The organism is Thioalkalivibrio sp. ALE12, assembly GCF_000381105.1.
GTDB lineage: Bacteria > Pseudomonadota > Gammaproteobacteria > Ectothiorhodospirales > Ectothiorhodospiraceae > Thioalkalivibrio.
The window spans coordinates 20159-41563 of record NZ_KB905909.1; the positions used below are offsets into that span (position 1 = coordinate 20159).

At 67.6% G+C, this 21405-nt stretch carries 25 protein-coding genes; 7 read left to right on the forward strand and 18 right to left on the reverse strand.

Annotated features, from left to right (window positions below; genetic code table 11):
* Window positions 1–36: 36 nt before the first annotated feature.
* Together F614_RS0108835 and F614_RS0108840 are read right to left on the reverse strand one after the other, a co-directional pair.
* Window positions 37–666, reverse strand: a complete 630-nt coding sequence (locus F614_RS0108835) for a hypothetical protein (protein WP_018880273.1) — start codon at window positions 664–666, stop codon at window positions 37–39.
* The gene (locus F614_RS0108840) at window positions 666–3038 is read right to left on the reverse strand and encodes a penicillin-binding protein 1A (protein WP_019558736.1); all 2373 of its coding nucleotides are present in this window, start codon (window positions 3036–3038) and stop codon (window positions 666–668) included. The genes F614_RS0108835 and F614_RS0108840 overlap by 1 nt, the downstream gene beginning before the upstream one ends.
* A gap of 143 nt (window positions 3039–3181) precedes the next feature.
* Here F614_RS0108840 and F614_RS0108845 point away from each other — a divergent pair, with 143 nt between their 5' ends.
* The 6 genes from F614_RS0108845 (at window position 3182) to F614_RS0108870 (ending at window position 8760) form a co-directional block, all read left to right on the forward strand.
* Complete coding sequence (locus tag F614_RS0108845) at window positions 3182–4249, forward strand: pilus assembly protein PilM (RefSeq protein WP_018876524.1); 1068 nt, start codon at window positions 3182–3184, stop codon at window positions 4247–4249.
* Entirely contained in the window at window positions 4246–4809 is a 564-nt protein-coding gene (locus tag F614_RS0108850; protein ID WP_018865587.1) for a PilN domain-containing protein, read from the forward strand. Before F614_RS0108845 ends, F614_RS0108850 begins: the two co-directional genes overlap by 4 nt.
* The gene (locus tag F614_RS0108855; RefSeq protein ID WP_018865588.1) at window positions 4809–5390 is read left to right on the forward strand and encodes a type 4a pilus biogenesis protein PilO; all 582 of its coding nucleotides are present in this window, start codon (window positions 4809–4811) and stop codon (window positions 5388–5390) included. The genes F614_RS0108850 and F614_RS0108855 overlap by 1 nt, the downstream gene beginning before the upstream one ends.
* Window positions 5390–5932 (forward strand): pilus assembly protein PilP, encoded by a 543-nt coding sequence (locus tag F614_RS0108860; RefSeq protein WP_018865589.1) that lies wholly within the window; start codon window positions 5390–5392, stop codon window positions 5930–5932. The genes F614_RS0108855 and F614_RS0108860 overlap by 1 nt, the downstream gene beginning before the upstream one ends.
* Window positions 5933–5950: 18 nt before the next feature.
* The gene (gene pilQ / locus F614_RS0108865; RefSeq protein WP_196800286.1) at window positions 5951–8104 is read left to right on the forward strand and encodes a type IV pilus secretin PilQ; all 2154 of its coding nucleotides are present in this window, start codon (window positions 5951–5953) and stop codon (window positions 8102–8104) included.
* Between the two features lie 104 nt (window positions 8105–8208).
* Window positions 8209–8760: a shikimate kinase gene (locus F614_RS0108870; RefSeq protein ID WP_026279143.1), complete on the forward strand. Its 552-nt coding sequence runs from the start codon at window positions 8209–8211 to the stop codon at window positions 8758–8760.
* Window positions 8761–9053: 293 nt separating this feature from the next.
* On the opposite strand, the gene F614_RS0108875 is transcribed toward F614_RS0108870, so the two are convergent.
* Window positions 9054–9515, reverse strand: a complete 462-nt coding sequence (locus F614_RS0108875; RefSeq protein ID WP_018865592.1) for a nuclear transport factor 2 family protein — start codon at window positions 9513–9515, stop codon at window positions 9054–9056.
* On the reverse strand, window positions 9491–9901 hold the full coding sequence (locus F614_RS0108880; protein ID WP_018865593.1) for a nuclear transport factor 2 family protein: 411 nt from the start codon (window positions 9899–9901) through the stop codon (window positions 9491–9493). The genes F614_RS0108875 and F614_RS0108880 overlap by 25 nt, the downstream gene beginning before the upstream one ends.
* A gap of 136 nt (window positions 9902–10037) precedes the next feature.
* On the opposite strand from F614_RS0108880, the gene F614_RS0108885 reads away from it, so the two are divergent.
* A complete protein-coding gene (locus tag F614_RS0108885; protein ID WP_018880014.1) occupies window positions 10038–10928 on the forward strand; it encodes a PfkB family carbohydrate kinase in 891 nt (296 codons plus the stop codon).
* Window positions 10929–10984: 56 nt separating this feature from the next.
* Here F614_RS0108885 and F614_RS0108890 read toward each other — a convergent pair whose 3' ends face one another.
* The 14 genes from F614_RS0108890 to F614_RS0108955 all read right to left on the reverse strand — a co-directional run bounded on the left by F614_RS0108890 (window position 10985) and on the right by F614_RS0108955 (window position 21395).
* On the reverse strand, window positions 10985–11254 hold the full coding sequence (locus F614_RS0108890; RefSeq protein WP_018865595.1) for an HPr family phosphocarrier protein: 270 nt from the start codon (window positions 11252–11254) through the stop codon (window positions 10985–10987).
* Window positions 11226–11651 (reverse strand): PTS sugar transporter subunit IIA, encoded by a 426-nt coding sequence (locus F614_RS0108895; protein ID WP_018865596.1) that lies wholly within the window; start codon window positions 11649–11651, stop codon window positions 11226–11228. The genes F614_RS0108890 and F614_RS0108895 overlap by 29 nt, the downstream gene beginning before the upstream one ends.
* Window positions 11652–11702: 51 nt before the next feature.
* Window positions 11703–12575 (reverse strand): RNase adapter RapZ, encoded by an 873-nt coding sequence (gene rapZ, locus F614_RS0108900; protein WP_018865597.1) that lies wholly within the window; start codon window positions 12573–12575, stop codon window positions 11703–11705.
* 7 nt (window positions 12576–12582) lie between these two features.
* Window positions 12583–13614, reverse strand: coding sequence for an HPr(Ser) kinase/phosphatase (gene hprK, locus F614_RS0108905; protein WP_018865598.1), 1032 nt, complete (start codon window positions 13612–13614; stop codon window positions 12583–12585).
* A 51-nt stretch (window positions 13615–13665) separates the two neighbouring features.
* Window positions 13666–14133, reverse strand: coding sequence for a PTS sugar transporter subunit IIA (locus tag F614_RS0108910; protein WP_018865599.1), 468 nt, complete (start codon window positions 14131–14133; stop codon window positions 13666–13668).
* 3 nt (window positions 14134–14136) lie between these two features.
* Window positions 14137–14475, reverse strand: coding sequence for a ribosome hibernation-promoting factor, HPF/YfiA family (gene hpf, locus F614_RS0108915; protein ID WP_018865600.1), 339 nt, complete (start codon window positions 14473–14475; stop codon window positions 14137–14139).
* A gap of 16 nt (window positions 14476–14491) precedes the next feature.
* A complete protein-coding gene (locus F614_RS0108920) occupies window positions 14492–15973 on the reverse strand; it encodes an RNA polymerase factor sigma-54 (protein WP_018865601.1) in 1482 nt (493 codons plus the stop codon).
* A gap of 89 nt (window positions 15974–16062) precedes the next feature.
* Window positions 16063–16833: an LPS export ABC transporter ATP-binding protein gene (lptB, locus tag F614_RS0108925; protein WP_018865602.1), complete on the reverse strand. Its 771-nt coding sequence runs from the start codon at window positions 16831–16833 to the stop codon at window positions 16063–16065.
* Complete coding sequence (gene lptA / locus F614_RS0108930) at window positions 16830–17357, reverse strand: lipopolysaccharide transport periplasmic protein LptA (protein WP_019558738.1); 528 nt, start codon at window positions 17355–17357, stop codon at window positions 16830–16832. The genes lptB and lptA overlap by 4 nt, the downstream gene beginning before the upstream one ends.
* The gene (lptC, locus tag F614_RS0108935) at window positions 17338–17883 is read right to left on the reverse strand and encodes an LPS export ABC transporter periplasmic protein LptC (protein WP_018880011.1); all 546 of its coding nucleotides are present in this window, start codon (window positions 17881–17883) and stop codon (window positions 17338–17340) included. The genes lptA and lptC overlap by 20 nt, the downstream gene beginning before the upstream one ends.
* Window positions 17884–17921: 38 nt before the next feature.
* On the reverse strand, window positions 17922–18461 hold the full coding sequence (locus tag F614_RS0108940) for an HAD family hydrolase (RefSeq protein ID WP_018865605.1): 540 nt from the start codon (window positions 18459–18461) through the stop codon (window positions 17922–17924).
* Window positions 18461–19438 carry a KpsF/GutQ family sugar-phosphate isomerase gene (locus F614_RS0108945; RefSeq protein ID WP_019558739.1) on the reverse strand — a complete coding sequence of 326 codons (978 nt, stop codon included), beginning with the start codon at window positions 19436–19438 and terminating at the stop codon, window positions 18461–18463. The genes F614_RS0108940 and F614_RS0108945 overlap by 1 nt, the downstream gene beginning before the upstream one ends.
* Window positions 19435–20412, reverse strand: a complete 978-nt coding sequence (locus F614_RS0108950) for a calcium/sodium antiporter (RefSeq protein WP_019558740.1) — start codon at window positions 20410–20412, stop codon at window positions 19435–19437. Before F614_RS0108950 ends, F614_RS0108945 begins: the two co-directional genes overlap by 4 nt.
* A 56-nt stretch (window positions 20413–20468) precedes the next feature.
* Window positions 20469–21395, reverse strand: a complete 927-nt coding sequence (locus F614_RS0108955) for an NAD-dependent epimerase/dehydratase family protein (protein WP_019558741.1) — start codon at window positions 21393–21395, stop codon at window positions 20469–20471.
* Window positions 21396–21405 lie beyond the last annotated feature (10 nt).

Here is a 21405-nt window from a genome sequence, read left to right on the forward strand (position 1 = left end):
GCTTTTCGCTGGCGGCGCCTGCTCTTGAGGCCCCGCTCAGTCCGCCGGTGCCGGCGCTTCTTCGGCGTCGGCCTCTGCCAGCAGCCTTTCTACCTCCGCGCGCGTGGCCCGGGGCATCGGTCGCCCGTCCACCGGGGAGGGGGGCGACTGGCGCAACCCGTCCAGCGGGAAGACCGTCAGTTCCACGTCGGTGTCGTCGGGTCCGCGAAAGGCGAGGAAGGGAATGCGCTGCTCGCGGCCCTGACGGCTGCGATAGCGGCGTTCCCCGGTCTCGCACTGGATACCCCGTTCACCCAGTTCCAGGATCACCTCCTCCACGGTCTCGGCAAAACCATGCAGATTGAGCAGGGGCTGGGATTCGACCAGGCCCTGGAGCAGGGGGCCGACCAGGCGCGGCTCGAGATGGCGCAGGCGCTCCATCACGATCAGGGCCGCCGCCAGTCGTTCCCGATAGGCAGCGCGGCTGGCCGGGCTGGCGAACAGCCGGCTGCGCTCGATGGCGGCATCCTGGATCTCCAGATTGCCGGGCATCTCGTGACGGTTGTCCACTCCCAGGTGCTCGGCGGCCTTGCGCTTGGCGAGCGCAAAGTCGCGGATGCCGTCGTCCAGCATGATGCGCGCGGCCTCCTGCGCCAGTTCCTGGCGGATACGCGAAGGGGTGCCCATCAAAACACCAGTTCGGGTTGCTGACTGCCGCTGTCGCCGTTGCTCCCCGGGATCACGTGGCCGCGCTCCGGGATCTGATGGGGCAGTAGCCACTGGTTGCGCGCGCCCGGCGTGTTGTCACTGGGCGCGCGCTGGCCATTCGGCAGGATGGCGACGCGCACGAGGTCGTCGGGGCGCTCCAGCGGGCGTTCCGGCTCATCCGCCAGAACGCTCCCCATGAAGCGCGTCCAGATCGGCAGTGCCGCGCGTCCGCCGCTCTCGCGCCGGCCCAGTTCGCGATTGTCGTCAAACCCGATCCAGGCGGTCGCGACCAGATCCGCGTTGAACCCGGCGAACCATGCGTCGCGGTAGTTGTTGGTGGTGCCGGTCTTGCCGGCCAGGTCCGAGCGCCCGAGTTCCAGGGCGCGCCGGCCGGTGCCCGAGGTGATCACCCCGTGCAGCATCTCGCTCATCTGCCAGGCGACCCCGGGCTGCAGCACCGGCGTGGGGTCAGTGTACTGCAGGGGCCCGCTGCTCGCGACCAGCGGCAGGTCCTGCCCTCTGGGGCTGGAGCAGGGGGCCGGGCAGGCGCGTTCGGTGGGCGCCTCGTAGAGCACCTCGCCATCCACGGTCTCGATGCGGGTGATGATCCAGGGGCTGTTCAGGCGGCCGCCGCTGGCGAATACCCCATAGGCGTTGTTGAGCTGCAGCGGGGTCAGAGTTCCCGTGCCCAGGACCATGGACAGGTTGTTTGGCTGGGTTTCCAGGTCCAGGCCGAAGCGGGTCAGTTCCTGATGGACGTTCCCGGTACCCAGGCGGTCCAGCAGCCGGATAGACGCGAGGTTGCGGGAGTTGGCCAGTGCCTCGCGCAGGGTGGTTTCGCCATGGAAGCGCCGGGTGTAGTTCTGGGGTCGCCATTCCGCCCCGAGCGCTGGGTCGTTGAAGACCATCGGGGCGTCGATGACGGTCCCTTCGGGGCGGTAGCCCTCGCGCAGGGCGAGGGCGTACACCAGTGGCTTGAAGGCCGAGCCGGGCTGGCGCTGGGCCTGGGTCGTCCGGTCGTAGCGGTTTTCGAAGAAATCGAACCCGCCGGCCAGGGCTGTGATGGCACCGTCCTCCGGGGCCTGCGCGATCACGGCCCCGGTAACCTCCGGCTTCTGCGCCAGGCGCCAGCGCCCGTCGGTGTAGGGGCGGATGCGGATGACGTCGCCGCGGGCGAAATCGGGCGATCCGGCCCATTCGCGGTCCTCCGGCAGGATTGTCTGCTCGCCGATGCGGCCACCGTCGACCCGCAGGGTCCCGTCCTCGTCCAGGCCCAGCATCACTGCGGGAAAAAGCAGGCGTCCGTGGATGCCGATGGCCTTCAGTGCCCGTTCGCGGGCATCGGAATCGTCCAGGGTGGCCTCCGGAATGCGCATCTCCGGACCGCGAAAACCGTGACGCTCGTCATATTCCAGCAATCCTTCCCGGAGGGCCTGATTGGCCGCTTCCTGCTGGCGGGAATCAATCGTGGTGTGCACCTGGAGCCCGCGGCGATAGGCCTCGTCACCCCACAGGTTCACAACCATCTGGCGTGCCATCTCCGCGACCCAGTGGGCGTCGATTTCGGTCGCGGCGGTGTGGCGTTCCGACAGGACCGGGCGCGACACCGCCGTTTCGAAGGCGGCCTCGTCGATTGCGCCGGTCTCCAACATCCGTCGCAGCACATAGTTGCGGCGGATCTCGGCGCGTTCGGGGCTGGCGACCGGGTTGGTCGTGGAGGGGGCCTTGGGCAGGGCCGCGAGGGTGGCGATCTCGTCCAGTTCCAGATCCTCCAGCGACCGGCCGAAGTAGACCCGCGAGGCAGCCTCGATACCGTAGGCCCGCTGGCCCAGATAGATCTTGTTCAGATACAGCTCGAGGATCTCGTCCTTGGACATTTCCTGTTCCAGACGGATGGCCAGGAAGATCTCGCGGAGCTTGCGTTCATACGTGCGGTCGCGCGTAAGAAAGATGTTGCGCGCCAGCTGCATGGTGATCGTGCTGCCGCCCTGGGTGCGCTGGCCGCCGGTGGAGACGAGGTTGAGCGCGGCCCGGGCCAGCCCCATCACGTCCACGCCCGGATGATCGTAGAAACGCTCGTCCTCGGCCGCGATAAAGGCGTCGCGAACCTGCTGCGGGATGGCGTCGATCGGCACCGGGATGCGCCGCTCTTCCGCGAACTCGCCCATCAGGCGTCCGTCCGCGCTGCGTACCTGCAGGGGTGTCTGCAGGCGCACGTCCCGCACGGCGTCCGCCTCGGGGAGGGTGGGTGCGTAGTGAACGTACAGGGCGGCCAGGGCGACGGACAGGCCGATACCGGCTGCCAGAATCAGGGCCAGCAGCGCCGTAATAATCTTAAAGACCGGATTCATGACAGCAAAAAAAGTGAGGCCAAGGTGAGAAGTCGCATTCAATGCGACTTGCAACCTCGAAGTCGCGGTGTATATTGTGAACGAGCTAGCATACGTGATTGTAACGCTACCAGTTACTTTCGTTGGGGTATACAGGGGGATGTGTGCTGAGTCTCGGAAAATCCAAACATGGGGTCCTGGGCGTGGACATCAGCTCGGCAGCCGTCAAGGTGCTGGAGCTGGCGCGACAGGGTAAGGGGTACCGGGTCGAGGCCTTCGCGGTCGAGCCGTTGCCGGACGGGGTGATGGTCGACAAGGTCTGTCAGGACACCGAGGCCGTGGGCAATGCCCTGGCCCGGGCGGTCAAGCGGTCCGGGACTCGACTCAAGCACTGTGCGATGGCCGTCCCCTCCTCCGCTGTCATCACCAAGACCATTCAAATGTCGGCCGCGCTGGGCGATGCGGAACTCGAAGGCCAGGTCTTCGTGGAGGCCGATCAGTACATCCCCTACACCCTCGAAGAGGTCAACCTGGACTTCCAGGTCCTGGGCAAGAACGAGAAGAACCCGCAGATGGTGGATGTCCTCGTGGTGGCCTCGCGCCGCGAGAACGTCGATTCGCGCGTGGCCATTGCCGAGGCCGCCAAGCTGACCCCCGAGCTGGTGGACGTCGAGGCCTACGCGATCGAGCACACCGCCGAGCGCCTGATGGAGCAGATCCCCGATCGCGAAAGCAAGCCTATCGTGGCGGTGGTGGACGTCGGCTCCTCGGTCACCGCGGTGTACGTCGTCAGCCAGGACGAGGGCGTGGTCTACACCCGCGAGCAGAATTTCGGCGGTCGCATGCTTACCGAGGAGATTATGCGCCGCTACAGCATGAACTATCAGGAAGCCGGGTCCGCCAAGATGAGCGGTGACCTGCCGGCCGACTACGGCAGCTCCATCCTCGAGCCCTTCAAGCAGACCATGGTCGACCAGATCCAGCGGCTGCTGCAGTACTTCTACGTCACGCGCCCGCAGGACACCATCGACCACATCCTCCTGGGCGGCGGGTGTGCGGCCATCCCGGGTGTGGACGAACTGCTGGAGGAGGCTGCCGGCACGCCGGTCTCCATCGCCAATCCGTTCCGCGGCATGGCGCTGGCCAAGCGGGTCAACCAGGAACGCTTCGCCAATGATGCCCCGGCGCTGATGACCGCCTGTGGCCTGGCCATGCGGGGGTATGCGTCATGATCTACATCAACCTCCTTCCCTGGCGCGAGAAGGCCCGCGAGCAACGGCGCAAGCAGTTCTTCGGTGCGGCCGGCGGCGCCGCCGTGGTCGGCGTCCTGCTGGCCTTCGCCGGCTACAGCTTCATGGGCGCGCTGATTGACCATCAGCAGTCGCGCAACCAGATGCTGGAGAGCGAGATCCGCGAGCTGGACCGCCAGATTGCCCGGATCCGAGATCTGGACGAGCAGCGCGAGGCGCTTATCGCCCGCATGGAAGTGATCCAGACCCTGCAGGCCCGCCGTCCCGAGGCGGTCCACCTGTTTGACCAGCTGGTCGAGACGCTGCCCGATGGCACATTCCTCAGCGAGGTTCGTCAGGAGGGCGAGAATGTCCGGCTGGTCGGGCGTTCCGAGTCCAACACGCGGATCTCCGCGCTGATGCGCCGGATCGACGCGTCGCCCTGGCTGGGCAGTTCCAACCTGCAGATCATCGAGACCCGGGAAGAGGGCCGTCTCCAGGTGCGTGACTTCCGTCTGGATGCCACGCAGACCCGGCCGGATGCCGAAGAGGGGGATTCCTGATGGATCTCAAGGAACTCAACCAGATCGACTTCAACAACATCGGGGAGGCCTCCTGGGGCGTCAAGGGCCTGATCCTGGTCGTAATTGTCCTGGCCATCCTCGGCCTGTCCTACTACCTGTTCATCGGTGATCAGCGCACGGATCTCGAGCGCGCGGAGAGCCGTGAACTGCAGCTGCGCGACGAGTTCGAGGACAAACAGCAGCGCGCCGCCAACCTTCAGGCCTACGAGGACCAGCTGGAGGAGATGGAGCGCATGTTCGCCTCCCTGCTCGAGCTGCTGCCCAGCAGCGCGGAGATCCCCAGTCTGCTGGTGGACATCTCGCAGACCGGATTGCAGGCGGGGCTGGAAATCGAGCTGTTCGAGCCGCGCGGCGAGAACCGCCGTGACTTCTACGCCGAGGTCCCGATCCGGCTGCGGGTCCGCGGCGGATACGAGGACCTTGCCGAGTTCGTCAGCGGGGTGTCGGCCCTGCCTCGGGTGGTGACCATGCACAACATGCATATCCGTCCCGGTGATTCCGACAATGACCTGCTGATGGATGCGGTCGCCCGCACCTACCGCTACCTGGAGGAGAACTGATGAAGCATTCTTCCATGCAGGTGGTGTGGCCCGGGTTGGCCCTGGTGCTGGCGGGTGGCTTCCTGCTTTCCGGCTGTACCCAGGATAACCGCGACCTCGAGCGCTATATCGCCGAGGTAAAGGAGCGCCCGGGGAGCGGGATCGAGCCGATCCCGACCCTGGACCCGCACGAACCGTACCTCTATCCCGGACATACGCGGTCGCCGTTTGACTCGTCGGTAATCGCGCAGCCGGAGCTGGCGGCGGCCGAGGGGCAGCCGGGTGATGCCGAGGTCGATCCCGATCGCCCGCGCGAGTTCCTCGAGGGCTTCCCGCTGGATTCCCTGCGCATGGTCGGGTCGCTGGAGCAGCATGGCGTTCGCTATGCCCTGGTCCGAACCCCGGACCGCGGGGTCCAGCGGGTAACCGAAGGCAACTACATGGGACAGAACCACGGCGAAATCGTCGAAATCACGCCCACCCAGATCCGGCTGATCGAGGTGGTGCCGGATGCCTTCGGGGGCCATGTTGAACGCGAGAATTCGGTAGCGCTGACCGAATAGCGGTTGGGGGAGAAGAACATGATGACGAGCATTCGCCGCAAGGTCGGCATAACCAACAGGGGATTCAACATGGGTTCTTCCATGCGCACTTTCGCAGGGACGGTCGTGGCCGGCCTGCTGTTCATGGTGTCCCAGGGGGTGGCTGCCACCGAACTGGAAGAGATCCGGGCCGGCAGCCTGAGCGGGGACCGGGTGCAGGTGAACCTGCGCTTCTCCGAAGCACCGCCCTCCGACATCCGCGCCTTTGCGATCGACTCGCCGCCGCGGATTGCGCTGGACCTGCCCAACGTGGGCAACGCGCTGCCACAGCGCGAGACCGACCTGAACGTCGGGCCCATACTGCGCGCCAGCTCCGTGGAAGCGGGCAATCGCACGCGCGTGGTCCTGAATCTGACCCAGGCCTCCGAATATCAGACTCGGGTGGAGGGCAACAATCTGATCCTGACCCTGGGACGCGGCGTCTCCGAGGCGGATGCCCGGACCCAGCAGGTCGTGGACCGTGCGGGTGAACCGACCCCGGTCACCCGCAGTGCGCGCCCGGTCGAGATTACCGGAATCGACTTCCGTCGCGGCAGCGAGGGCGAGGGTCGCGTCGAGGTCGATCTGTCGCGCTCCGGCGCGGAGATCAACGTCCGTGAGCAGGCGGGCCGCATCGAGATGACCTTCCCTCGCGCAATGATCGACGAAGCCCTCGAGCGCCGCCTCGACGTCGTCGACTTTGCCACCCCGGTGCATATGATCGATACCGTCGCGGAACGTGACCGCGTGCGCATGGAGGTCGAGGCGCGCGGGGAATACGAGATCCTGTCCTACCAGAGCGACCGCCAGTTTGTCCTCGAGGTCGCCCCGATCTCCGAGGCCGAGCGCCAGGCCCGTGCGCGTGAGGAAGAGGAATTCGAGGGTGAACGCCTGTCGCTGAATTTCCAGGACATCGAGGTGCGCTCCGTCCTGCAGCTGCTGGCGGACTTCACCGATCTGAACATCGTGGTCAGCGATACCGTGGGGGGCAACATCACGCTTCGCCTGAATAACGTCCCCTGGGACCAGGCCCTGGACATCATTCTGCAGGCCCGCGGCCTCGACAAGCGCATGGATGGCAACGTCCTGTACGTCGCCCCCAGTGAGGAGATCGCCGCGCGCGAACGCATGGAGATGGAGGCCGAACGTGATCGCCAGGAGCTCGAGCCCCTGCGCACCGAGTTCGTGCAGATCAATTTCGCCCAAGCCGAACAGATCGCTTCCCTGATCCGGAGTGACGAGGGGGCGCAATTCCTTTCCGAGCGCGGCAATGTCACGATCGATAGCCGCACAAATACGCTGCTGGTGCAGGACACTCAGAGCCGCATCGAGGACGTGCGGCGCTTGGTCTCGACGCTGGATGTGCCGGTGCAGCAGGTCCTGATCGAGACGCGTATCGTCATTGCTCGAGACAGCTTTAATCGCGAACTTGGTGCCCGTTTTGGTGTTTCTGGTTCGCGTGGCGAGGGGCGACGGACTCAGCTCGGTGCGGGTGGGTCTCTTGACGGCGCGAGTGCCGCGCGAGGGACGTCTTCTGGCAGCCGAGGGGCCGGTGAGTTGGCGACCGGGGTCGAACTAGGCAATCGTTTGAATAGTTCGTTACCTGCAGGGAATGACGCAGGTCGTGCTGGCATCAGTATTCTGCGAAGCGGGGTGTTGCTGGATCTTGAACTCTCGGCGTTGGAGGTTGAGGGCCGGGGCGAGATCATCTCCAGCCCGCGTGTTATCACGGCAAACGGTCAGACCGCGTATATCAAGGACGGTCAAGAAATTCCGTATCAGGAGGCGACAGCATCCGGGGCGACCTCTACCCAGTTCATCGAGGCTCTTCTGGCGACCGAGGTAACCCCTCAGATCACGCCCAACGGTAATGTCATTCTCGACATTCGCGTGAACAAGGATGAGCCTGATTTTGCCCAGGCGGTACTCGGTGTGCCGACTATCAACAAGCGTGAGGTTGAGACACAAGTCTTTGTCGGGGACGGAGAGACGGTGGTTCTTGGTGGTGTCTACGAAATCGAGAGCAGCGAGTCTCTGGAAAAGGTGCCATTCTTTGGTGATATACCGTTCTTGGGTAATTTGTTCCGGAATCGTGCGACCGAGAATGCGAAGGCAGAGCTGTTGATCTTTGTGACGCCGCGGGTGCTTGACTAGGCGCACGGAGCGCCCGTTGCGCGCGAGGTTTAACGTCCGAACCAGAAAGCCGGGGCCTGTCCCTGGCTTTTCTTTGGTGGGTGCAGCCAGTAGCCTTGGTGACCATGCAGAACATCGTATTGGTAGGCCCGATGGGGGCCGGCAAGAGCACTATCGGGCGTGGCCTGGCCGGGCTGCTGCGGCGTCCCTTCTTCGATACCGATCAGGAGATCCAGCGGCGTACCGGCGTGGATATCCCGACCATCTTCGAGTTCGAGGGCGAGGCGGGGTTTCGCAAACGCGAGACGGCAATGCTGGAATCCCTGCTGCAACAGGAGGGGGCTGTCATCGCCACGGGCGGCGGGATTGTCGAACGCCCGGAGAACCGCGAGCGGCTGCGCGATCAGTTCGTGATCTACCTGCGCGTCCCGGTTGAAGAGCAGTTCCGCCGCACTCGGCGCAACCGCAAGCGTCCGCTGATCGCGGAGGCGGCGGATCCGAAGGCGCGGCTGCAGGAGCTGTTCGAGGCGCGAGACCCGCTCTATCAGGAGATCGCCAGCCTGACCCTGGAGGGCAAGGGTCGCCGTGTGCGCGACGCCGTCAAAGGCGTGTGCTCGGCCCTCCAGGTCCAGCGCCCCGACCTCTGCCAACCCCGCTCCGACGCTGGGTCGAATTGACCACGAAGCTCACGAAGACACGAAGTAGGTCAAAAGCGTTTTGACCACAGAGGTCACGGAGGACACAGAGAAGGGAAAGGATTTGTGTGCCACTTAGCCCACAAAGGTACGAGATCGTCCCGATTCTTTGGTTTTCGAACCCTTGAACCACAGTGGTTGTGAACGTCCCCGGCAGACGTGACATCCCCTTACCGGCCGCCCAAGAATTCAGCCCTTCTTCGTGTTCTTCGTGCCCTCTGTGGTGCAACCGCCCTTGACCTTCAATTCCGCGTGGGCCTGCGTGGTGCAGGCGGCTAGTGGCGGGTGTTGCCGCCGCCGTCGGGGACGAACATGCCTTCCTGGGAGGGGGGCGAGCGGCGGCCGTGCGAGGCGTGATGGAACAGGAGCCGCCAGCGCGAATCCACCCGCCGCCAGGTCTGGCTGATCAGGATGGTCCCGGTCGGCGCCACGTCGCCCGGGCGGGTGATCGCCTCCTCGATGACCAGGCTGATGACTTCGCCGCTCTCGTGGCGCCCCACGATCTTCGGCTCGATGCCGATATTCAGTTCGCGCGCGAAGACCAGCAGCCAGCTCTCCATCACCTCCGCCACGCCGCGGTGCGCGCGCGGGCTGCCCGGGTGGATGCAGACGATGTCCGGCCGCTCGGCCCACAGGCGCATCATCTGCTCGATGTCGGCGGCGCGGAACGCGGTGTAGTACGCCTCGACGCAGCGGTCGGCATCGGTCTCCATCAGTGCATGCCCCCGGTCGGCCATTCCGGGGCCGGTTCCGGGTCCGGGCTGGCGTGGTGGAGCACCATGCGCCAGCTGTCGCCCACCTGGCGGTAGCCGTTGGTCGCCAGCATCACGCCCCGGCGCTCGCCGTGGACGTAGAGGTTTTCCCGCAGGACGTGCAGGACGAGGTCATCGCCCGGGATCGCCGTCACCTGGGTGCGGTGGACCACGACGCCGCGCATGCCGGGCAGAATGTCGTCCCAGCTCTCCAGGATCACGTCCGTGCCCTGCAGACGCTCGCCCCCGGGGTGGATGCAGACGCACTCGTCGCTGTCGTGCCAGACCTCGCGCATGCCCTGCGGGTCGCCCGCCTGAAAGGCTTCGTAGAACGCGGCTTCCGCGGACTGGGGAGAGGGGAACGTGGCCATACGCGTTGGGGGAGCTCCAGAAACGGAATGCTTATTGTCGCAGGAGCGCTTCCCGATGACGAATGCGGGGCGGGCCGGGAGATGACGTGGTCGGCTCGAGCCGCCAGAATGGCGCCCCCGGACCTCTGGAGCCCGCATGGCACGCATCCTCGCCACCGGCATTGTGACCCTCGACCATACCCTCGACGTCGCCGCATTTCCCGCCGAGGACGCGGAGATCCGCGCGCTCGCCAGCACGACCCAGCCCGGCGGCAACGCCACCAATACCGCGGCGATCCTGGCCCAGTTCGGGCACCGCCCGGGGCTGGCCGCGGTGATTGCCCGGGGCGCGGGCGGGGATGCCCTGGTCGAGCAGTTGCAGGCGCGCGGGCTGGACGTACAGCACTGCGTGCGGCGGCCCGGAGCGACGCCGACCTCGCATATCCTGCGTTCCCGGGCCACCGGCAGCCGTACCATCGTCCACCACCGCGATCTCCCCGAACTGGAGGAAGCGGATGTCTCCGGCGTGCCCTGGTCGGAATACGACTGGCTGCACTTCGAGGGCCGTAACCCCGAAGCCCTGGTCGCGATCCTGGCAGCCGCGCGCGCAAGTATCTTCGACCAGCCCGTATCGCTGGAGCTGGAGAAACCCCGTCCCGGCCTGGAGGCCTGCCTGGAGTATGCCGACGTCCTGATGCTTTCGCGGGACTGGGCCGCCACCGTGGCGGATACACCGGAGGACGCGCTGCGGCAGATGGCGAGCCGCTTCCCCGACCGCATCCTGACCGTGACGGCCGGAAGCGCCGGGGCCTGGCTGGCTGCCCGTGGCGCGATCCACCACTGTGCACCCACGCCCGGTCTGCAGGTCGTGGACAGCGTGGGTGCGGGAGATGCCTTCAATGCCGGCCTGATCGATGCACTGGTCTCCGGCACGCCCCCCGAGCAGGCTTTGTACGCGGCCGTGCGCCTGGCCGAGCGCAAGCTCGCGCAGCGCGGGTTCGAGGGGCTGGCGGCGGCGGTGTCCGACCTCGGTGCCGGGCCGGGTTAGGGCCGGGAGAAGGGGGATAGCCGCCTGTTCAGCGGCACACAGGCGTCAGTGGAGGGTCAGGCCTCTTCGCCGAAACGGTCGGCCACCAGTTCGGTCAGCGCGTCCAGCGCCTCGGGGGCATCCTCGCCTTCGGTCTCGATGGTGATCTCGCTGCCCTGGGCCGCGGCCAGCATCATGACCCCCATGATGCTCTTGCCGTTGACCTCCTGCTGGTTGCGGGAGACGGTGACATCGGCGGCGTACTGGCTGGCCAGGCTGACAAACTTGGCCGCAGCACGCGCGTGCATCCCCAGACGGTTAACGATGGGGACTACGCGCTGCGGCATCGCTGCACTCCTGGTCGCAGAGAAGGATTCCGTCATGCCCGCCGGACAGGGCCTTGTTGACCAGCTCGGTCAGCGGGAGATGCTGGTAGTTGAGGACGCGGATCAGCATCGGCAGGTTGATCCCGGCGATCACGCGCGCGTTGGCCCCGCGAGCCACTCGGCTGGCGACGTTGGAGGGGGTGGAACCGAACATGTCGGTCAGGATCAGTACCCCGGCGCCGCTGTCCAGAGTGGTCAGGCGCTCGCGGGCGCGGGCCAGGACCTCGTCGGGGTCGTCGTTCTGGGACATCGCCATGGACTCGCAGTCATCGGGCAGGCCGCCAAGCATGCTTTGTGCGGTCTGCAAGAGGGTGTCGCCCAGGTTTTGATGCGTGATCAGAATGAGACCAACGCCCATGGATCTGCTCCAATTGCGGGTTCCGTAGGGGCCTGCCCCCGCGCTTCGTGGTTACTGCTTGCCCAGCTCGCGGTGACGGGTGCTAACAGTAACATGTTCCCGGTCCCGCCACGCCCCCGCAAGGCGTTCGACCAGGTATACCGAGCGGTGTCGGCCGCCGGTGCAGCCGATCGAGACCGTCACGTAACTGCGGTGGTCCTCCAGCAGCCGCGGGAGCCACTGTGAGAGAAAGCCCTGGATGCTGTCGAACATGGCCGCGACCTCCCCGTGCCCCTCGAGGAACTCGCATACGGCCGGGTCGCGGCCGGTCAGGCCGGCCAGCTCGCGTTCGTAGTAGGGGTTGGGCAGACAGCGCACGTCGAATACGAAGTCCGAGTCCATCGGCGCGCCGTGCTTGAAGCCGAAGGACTGGAACAGCAGGGACAGCTCGTGCTCTCCGCGCTCGCCCATGCGGTCGCGCAGGGTACGGGCCAGGTCGTGCATCGACAGCCGCGAGGTGTCCACCGTCAGGTCGGCCTCCGCCGCGACGTGGCCCAGCCACTCGCGTTCGCGGTCGATGGCCTCCACCAGGGGCACGCCATCGCGCGCCAGCGGGTGACGCCGCCGGGTCAGGTGGTAGCGCCGCAGCAGTACGTCGCTTGAGGCCTGCAGGAACAGGACCTCCACCTGCAGGCCCTCCGCCCGTAGCCCGGCCAGCAGGCTGGCAAACCCCTTCAGGGCCTCCAGCCCGCTGCGCACGTCGACGCCCACCGCCAGATGGCGATCGCCCTCGGTGTCGTAGTGGCCCTGGCGCACCTGGCGAATCAGGTCCGGCAGCAGCGGCAGCGGGAGGTTGTCCACACAGAAATAGCCCGCGTCCTCCAGGGTGTGCAGGGCGACGGTCTTGCCGGATCCGGACAGACCGCTGACGATCAGCAGGCGCATGGCGGACTCAGCCCTCCGGGTCCGGGTTAGGGACGGTCGTGGCGGGCACGGCCCGGTGGTAGGGCGGCTCCTCGGCCTCGCCGCTCATCTGCCGGCGCTGGCGGGCGCGCAGGTCATCCCCGGCGATGTAGCCCTGCATGTGCAGCATGTGGTTGCGCACGGCGGCCTCGATCATCACCGCGATGTTGCGACCCGGCGCCACCGGGAGGCTGATCAGCGGAATCCGCAGGCCGAGGATGTCGATCTCGCCGCGGCGCCCGTTCAGCCGGTCGTCGGGGACCGGAGAGGGCTCGCCGTGATCGCGCAGGTCGATAATCAGCCGCAGGTACTTGCCGCCCTTGATTGCGGAGTCGCCGTACATCGCGCGGATGTTCAGCACCCCCAGGCCGCGTACCTCGAGCAGGTCCTGGAGCAGGGCCGGGCAGTGACCGCGCACGATGTCGGGGGCGATGCGCGCGAACTCGGGGGCATCGTCGGCGATCAGGCGGTGCCCGCGCGAGATCAGCTCCAGCGCCACCTCGCTCTTGCCGACGCTGGAGGCCCCGCTGATCAGGACGCCGATGCCGAGGATCTCCATGAACACGCCATGGCGCACCTCGAAGTGCGCCAGACGCTGCTGCAGGAAGTAGCGCAGCAGCGCGATGATCTCGTGGCTGCTGGTGCTGGAGCACAGGATCAGCGGCAGCGCCTCCTGCGGGGCATGGGGCATCTCCGAGAACGGGCAGGTGTCCTCGGCGAAGATCACCGCGGTGGTGCCGGTGCGGGCCATCTCCAGGATCAGGTCGTTGCGCTGGTCGTCGCTGAGGCCGGCGATGTAGCGGGCCTCGAAGTCCCCGATGACCTGGATGCGGTTGGGTCGGATCAGGTTGAGGTGGCCGGCCAGAGGCAGGTCATCCCCGTCCTCGCCGACCAGCTTGCGGTCGGGGGCGGCGTGCTCGCCATGCACGAAGCGCAGATCCAGGCGGTTGCCCATAGCCTGGATCAGGCTCTCCACGTTGATGTCGCGGGCAATCCCGCCTTCGCCCAGTGCCTCGTTCATGAGCAGGGCCGGCGGGGATCGGTGGCGTGGCAGGGTGCGGGGCGCACGGGATCAGCCCTCGCGGAAGCGGCGGACGAGTTCCTGTTCCAGGCTGGCGGCATCGCCGGCCCGGCGCAGGGCGGCAATGGTGTCCGGTTGCGAAAGCCCGCGCGCCAGCTGGGCCAGCAGGTCGAGGTGATCGCTGGTGGCGGCCTCCGGGACCAGCAGGGCGATCAGGATATCGACCGGCTCGTGGTCCATGGCGTCGAAGTCGACGCCGCTCTCCAGGCGCAGGACGGCCACGCGCGGAGCCTCGAGATCGGCCAGGCGGCCATGGGGGATCGCAACCCCATGGCCCAGGCCGGTGGAGCCCAGCTTTTCGCGCGCGGACAGGGCCTCGAAGATCGCGGTGCTGCCCGGTCCGCCGGCATCACCGCCGCCGGCGAGGAGTTCCGACAGGGCCTCCAGGGCCCGCTTCTGACTGGAGCATTCCGGCTCCAGGCGGATGCGCTCGGCGGTGATCAACTCGGCAATGGACATGGGTCAGGAGGCCTGCTCGCGATTGCGCTGGGCGCCCTCGGCCCGGTGATGATCCTTGACCTTTTCCTTGTGCTTGATCAGCTGGCGGTCGACCTTGTCGATCAGCGCGTCGATGGCGGCGTACATGTCCTCGTGGGAGGCCTCGGCGTGGATGTGATTGCCGCTGACCTGGAGATTCGCCTCGGCCTTGTTGAACTGGTTCTGGGTCTTCTCATGGGTCAGCACGACGTGCACGTCGATGACCTTGTCGAAGTGGCGTTCCAGCTTCGCGAACTTCTCGTTGACGTAGTCGCGCAGGGCGTCGGTGAGGTCCACATGGTGGCCGGTCAGGTTGATCTGCATGGTCGGGACTCCTTGGTTACTTGTGGCCGGTGGGCATGGAGGCCATCTGCCGGCGTTCGCTGGATGAAGGGATGTGCATCGCCTCGCGGTACTTGGCCACGGTGCGACGCGCCACATTGATGCCCCGGTCCGCCAGGATCTGGGCGAGCCGGGCATCGCTGAGCGGCTTGTTCGCGGGTTCGTCGTCGATCAATTCGCGAATCATGGCACGGATGGCGGTGGCGGAACACTCGCCACCGTCGTTGGTGCCGACGTGGCTGGAGAAGAAATACTTGAACTCGAAGACTCCGCGCGGGGTGTGCATGTATTTCTGGGTGGTCACCCGGGAGATGGTCGATTCGTGCATCTCCAGGATCTCGGCGATATCGCGCAGGATCAATGGCTGCATCGCGACCTCGCCATGTTCCAGGAAGCCTTGCTGGCGATGGACAATCGCCTCGGCAACGCGGAGCAGGGTGTCGTTGCGGCTGTGCAGGCTCTTCAGGAACCAGCGCGCCTCCTGCAGCTGGTCGCGCATGAAGGCACTGTCGCGGGCATCCGATACCTGGCGCACCATGCCGGCGTAGAGGTCGTTGATACGGATGCGTGGCGCGATCTCCGGGTTCAGCTCCACGCGCCAGCCCTCCGGGGTGTGGCGCACGTAGACATCGGGCACCACGTATTCGGAGGTGGCGGCACTGATCTGCGCGCCCGGTCGCGGGTTCAGGGTGCGGATCAGGTCCAGGGCGCGCGCCAGTTCGTCCGGGTCGCGCACACCCGACTGGCGTTGCAGGGCTTTATAATCGCGCTTGCCCAGGCTGTCCATGCCGTGTTCCAGGATCGCCCGGGCGGCCTCGCGGGCGGGGGCGTCCGGGGCCAGTTCGCGCAGCTGAATCTCCAGGCATTCGCGCAGATCGCGCGCGCCCACGCCCAGGGGGTCGCACTGCTGGATCCAGTGCAGGACTGCCTCGACCTCATCCACGCCGACGGGCTCTTCCTCGCCGCGGCTGATGGTCTCGGCCAGCGTCTCGAGGTCGCCTTCGAGATAGCCGTCGGGGCTGATCGCGTCGATCAGGGCCGCGCCGATGCGCTGGTCGCGCGGAGTCAGGTGGCTCAGGTGCAGCTGCCACAGCAGGTGGTCCTGCAGGCCCTCGCCGTCGTCGTCGCTGGTGTTTTCCAGCGGGTCGCGGTCATCCACGCCCTTGGGGGCGGGCGGCGGTTCGTAGATGTCGTCCCAGCGGCTGTCGGTGGTGAGCTCCTCGGGAATCACGTCATCGCTAGTGGTAGTGGCCTCCATGCGGTCGCCTTCCACCACCTCGCCCTCCGCGTCCAGGCGCTCGGCCCCGCCCATGTCGTCCTCGTCCTCCACCTGTTCCAGCATGGGGTTGCTCTCCAGCGCCTGCTGGATCTCCACCTGTAGTTCGAGCGTGGACAGCTGCAACAGGCGAATGGCCTGCTGCAGTTGCGGGGTCATGGTGAGCGTTTGACCCAGCTGAAGATTCAGGCCGGGTTTCAGCATTGGCTGTGCGGGTCGCGGGTGACCATAAGAGCGATCTTAAATGCTGCCTCGTGGTTTGTGCACCGGCGCGGGTTGTGCGCGTGCCGGAATCACAGGCGGAAATTCTCGCCGAGATAGACCCGGCGCACCTGGGGATCGGCCAGTAGCTCGTCGGGTGTCCCGGCGGCCAGCAGGCGCCCCTCGCTCAGAATATAGGCCCTGTGGCAGATCCCGAGGGTTTCGCGCACGTTGTGATCGGAGATCAGAACCCCGATGCCGCGCGCTGCAAGGTGGCGAATTACATCCTGGATATCGCCCACCGAGATCGGGTCCACCCCGGCAAAGGGCTCGTCCAGGCAGATGAATTGCGGGTCACCGGCCAGGGCCCGCGCAATCTCGGCGCGCCGACGTTCGCCGCCGGACAGCGCGATCCCGGGGCTGTGGCGCACGGTCTCGAGCTGAAACTCCTCGATCAGCGCGTCGCCGATACGCCGGCGTTCGTGGCGGTCCAGGCCGGGGCGCAGTTCCAGCACGGCCTGCAGGTTGTCCCACACGCTCAGGCGGCGAAAGATCGAGGCCTCCTGGGGCAGGTAGCCGAGACCGGCGCGGGCGCGCACGTGGATGGGCGCGCGGGTGATGTCGTGCCCGCCCAGGGTGATGCGCCCGGCGTTGGGACGGATCAGCCCGACCAGGCTGTAGAAGCAGGTGGTCTTGCCGGCGCCGTTGGGACCCAGCAGGCCGACCACTTCACCGGGTGCGAGGTCGACATCCACCTGGTCGAGCACGGTGCGCTGGCCGTAGCGCTTGGTCAGTTCGCGCCCGATCAGGCGATCACGGGCCTCGGCGGGTGCCGGCGCCGGGCTGGTGGCGGGTGCGTTCATTCGTCGTCGCGTGGCTGGATGGTGATGCGTACGCGTTCGCTGTCGCCCTCGCCGCGTTCGGCCTCGATCACGTCGGTGGTCAGGTCGTAGGTGATGCGCTTGCCGCGCGCCTCTTCGCGGGTGGTGATCACATGGGCCTGGTCGGTGAGGATCATGCGGTCCTCGTTCAGCAGGTAGTCGATGCGCAGCGCGGTGGCGATGCGCATCTCGCCGGTCTCGGGGTCGGGGGATTCCAGGCGGGCCGGCTCGCCGTGGGCCTCCATCTCGTAGGGGCGACGATCCCGGGTGCGCACGTAGACCGTGTCGGCCTCCAGCGTCATGTCGCCGCGGATCACGATCACGTCCCCGGTGTAGGTGCCCAGGCCCTGGCGTTCGTCCATCTCCGCGCGGTCGGCGGTGATCTCCACCGGCAGCGAGGGTCCCGATCCCTGCTGGCCCAGGGCCGGCGTCGCCAGCAGGGCGGAGAGGAGGCCGGCCGCCGCAAGCAGGCCCGGCAGGCGGCGGCTATTCGGGATCGGGGTCATGCGCGGGGTCCTCCTCGCTCGCCTCGCTGTAGAGCGAGTACACGTCATGGAACAGCTCTATGGTATCCGCTCGCGAGTCCACGCGCAGGCCGGTGCCGCGCTGGAACAGCCCGGGCTGGTTCAGGGTGGAGAGGGCGTCCGAGGTGGCGACCATGGTGTCTGTGGCGATACGTACATCCCGCGAGTCGATGACCGTCTGCACGCGTTCGCCGCGGGCTGGTTGTACGCCGTGGGTGGGGCCGACCAGGTCCAGGGTTTCGTCAGCCGGGCGGTGCAGGGCCGCCGGGGCGGTCCAGCGCCATTCGATACCGCCATCGGCGAACAGGTCGAGTTCCGGGTCATCCACCCACTGCGGCCCGTCGCGGCCGAATTCGCGCAGTCGGGTGCCCTGCAGCCGGTGGGTCCGCTCACCGTCGTCGCCGGTGGCGTGCAGCGTGAATCCGTCGATCTGCAGGGTCACCTCGCCCTCGGGCGGGGTGACCTCGGCGGTTGCGGGGCTTGCGCACGCCAGCGTGAACAGGACCAACGGCGGCGCCAGACCGTACCGGTTGCGTCTCCGCCGGCTCATCCGTTCAGGTAGGTCTCGAGCAGGGCGTCCAGCCGGTCCTGCGCGGCCAGCAGCCCCTCGCAGGCCTCGCGCACGGCGCCGCGCCCGCCGTGGGCCTCGGTGACCCACTGGGCGTGGCGGCATACCAGCGGGTGGGCGTCCCCGACCGCGATCCCGAGCCCGACCCGCTGCATGGCCGGCAGATCGACGATGTCGTCGCCCATGAAGGCGGCTTCCGCCGGGTCATGGCCGGTGCGCTGCAGCAACTCGTGCAGGGCCTCGCCCTTGTCGCGGCGGCCCTGGATCAGGTGCTCCACGCCCAGGTCCCGCATGCGGTGTTCGACCACCCCGGAGGTGCGCCCGGTCAGGATGGCGATGTCGAGGCCGCCGTCCAGCGCCAGGCGGATCCCGTGGCCGTCGCGGCTGTTGAAGGCCTTGTACTGCTCGCCGCCATCGCCCAGGAACAGGCTGCCGTCGGTCAGCACGCCGTCCACGTCCAGGATAAGCAGGCGTACGGCCTGCTGGCGGGTGCGCAGGGTCGCGGCATCCAGGTTCATCAGGCCACCCCGGCGCGCAGCAGGTCGTGCATGTTGATCACGCCGACCAGGCGCTGGTCGGCGTCGGTGACCGGCAGGGCGTTGATGCGCCGGCTCTCCATGGTCTCGAGTGCCGTGACCGCCAGCCAGTCGGGCTGCGCGGTGTGGCCGCCGGTGGTCATCGCCTCGCCGATGGTCAGGCCGTCCAGGCTGTGCCCGGCATCCAGGGTGCGGCGCAGGTCGCCATCGGTGAACACGCCCTGGATGCGGTCGTCGGCGCCGGCCACGATCACCAGCCCGAGGCCCTTGCGGGTGATCTCGAACAGGGCGTCCTTCAGCGGGGCCTCCGGCGTGATGCGCGGGATCGCGTCGCCGGTGTGCATGATGTCGGCGACATGCACCAGCAGCCGCCGGCCCAGCCGGCCGCCAGGGTGCGAGCGGGCGAAGTCGTTGGCGGTGAAGCCGCGTGCATCCAGTACCGCGACCGCCAGGGCGTCGCCCATCGCCAGCGCCGCGGTGGTGCTGGAGGTGGGGGCCAGGCCCAGCGGGCAGGCCTCGCGCTCGACACTGACGTCGAGGTGCACGGTGGCGTCGGCGCCCAGACGCGAGCCGGGGTTGCCGGTCATCGCGATCAGCGGCACGCCCAGGCGCCGGATCAGCGGCAGGATGGTGAGGATTTCGTCGGTCTCGCCGGAGTTCGACAGCGCGATGACCACATCCTCGCGGGTGATCATCCCGAGATCACCATGGCTGGCCTCGCCCGGGTGCACGAAGAACGCGGGGGTGCCGGTGGAGGCCAGGGTCGCGGCCAGCTTGCTGCCGATGTGCCCGGACTTGCCCATGCCGGTGACGATCACGCGGCCCTTGCACTCGAGGATGTAGCGGCAGGCCTCGAGGAAGCTGTCGTCGATGCGCCGGGCGAGGTTGTGCACGGCCTCGGCCTCGTCGTTGAGGACGGCCAGGGCCAGGTTGCGGGTGGTTTCGGGGTTGAAGTTCATGCAGTTGCCGTAATTCCCAAATAGACAAGGTAGCTTGCGAAGGCGACGAGGAGAAGGGCGCCCTGCCAGCGCAGGATCTGTCCCCGGCGGCCCAGCGCGATCAGGAACAGGGCCACCGTCAGTGCCAGCATCACGGGATAGTCGCGTGCGAGGACGTCGGCGTCGATTGCCAGCGGCGCGATCAGGGCCGGAACCGCCAGCACCGCGAGCAGGTTGAACAGGTTGGAGCCGACCACGTTGCCGATCGCCAGCCCCGCCTCGCGGCGGAAGGCGGCGACCACGGAGGTGGCCAGCTCGGGCAGGCTGGTGCCGATCGCGACGATGGTCAGGCCGATGACCAGATCGCTGACCCCCAGTTGTTCGGCGATTTCCACCGCGCCCCAGACCAGGGCCTGGCTGCTGGCCAGCAGGAGCAGTAGCCCGAACACCAGCCAGGCGATCGCGGGACCGAGGCGATCGCTGTCCGGGATGGTCTCCACCATGCCGCGCACGACTTCGGGGGCATCCTCGCCCGAGGCCTGTTGCGCGCGGCGGGCGGTCAACGCCATCCAGGCGGTGAAAGCGGTCAGTCCAGCGAGCAGGGCGATGCCTTCCATCCGGCCCAGCTCGCCGCCGACCAGCAGGAGCAGTGCGCCGAAGCTGACCAGCAACAGGATCGGCAGTTCGCGGCGAACCATGCCGCGGCCGATCGCCAGCGGTGCGACCACCGCGGCGGCCCCCAGCACCAGTGCGATGTTAGCGATGTTCGAACCGATCGCGTTGCCTACCGCCACGCCCGGGTTGCCCTGCAGGCTCGCGAGGACCGAGACCACGAGTTCCGGGGCCGAGGTGCCGAAGGCGACAATGGTCAGGCCGATGACCAGCGGGCTCACGCCGACCCCGCGGGCAAAGGCGGAGGCGCCGAACACGAAGCGGTCGGCACTCCAGGTCAGCAGGATCAGGCCGACGATGACGGCGGCGATGGGTAGGGCCATGGGGCAGACGGGTCCCGAACGGTCAGGCCGCGATTGTAGCGGATTGGGGCGCTGTGTCAGTGGCGCAGGCGCTCCAGGCACGCGGCGGTACTGACCCGCGGGGTCCAGCCCAGCTGCTCGCGAGCGCGGGTGCAGTCCAGCACCAGCGGGCCGTCCAGCCCGCGCACCCACCCGGGGTCGCCCGCGCGGGCGCTCAGGCGCCAGGCCAGCGGGTGCAGGGCGCGGATCAGCCCCAGGGGGACCGGTACCCCCCAGCGCCGCTGGTGGTGAGCCATGGCCCGCAGTGACCAGGCGGGTTCGGCCCCCAGATTGAAGGTGCCCTGTGTGCGGGTGGTCACGCTGCGGGCGATCGCCGCCGCGGCGTCGTCCTCCCACAGGATCTGCACCGGCTGCTCGCCCGCGGCGGGATAGAAACGTCCGCGGGCGATCTGCAGCAGCAGCGGGTGCGCATGCGGCCCGACGATCGCGGGCGGACGCAGGATGGTCACGCGGCATTCAGGGTGTTCGCGAGCGAGGGCGCGCAGGGCCTGCTCCACGGCCACCTTGTCCTCCGCATAGGGGAAGCGCGGTCGGGTCGGGTGGTCTTCGGTCAGGGGCTGCGGGCTGTCCGGCCAGGGGCCGTAGACCGCGGCGCTGGACAGGAACACGAGGTGGCGCACGCCGGCGGCGATGGCGGTCCGAAAGACCTGATCACTGAGGGCGACATTCTGCTGCCGGACCCAGGCACGGTCGTGGCGGCGCCCGTGGCCCCCCATCAACTGGAAGGCGAGGTGCACCAGGGTGTCGACCCCGCCCAGATCCTCCGGCCGGAGCCGCGTCAGGTCGCCCACACGGGCCTCGCAGACGGCGGCGCCTCCCGGCGGGGGGAGTGCCGGCGGGGTCCGGTCCAGCGCGAGGATGCGCAGGATCGCCGGCTCGCGCGCCAGGGCGGGCAGCAGGGCCTGTCCCACGCATCCGGCCGCGCCGGTCACGGCGATATGCATGGGTCCGTGT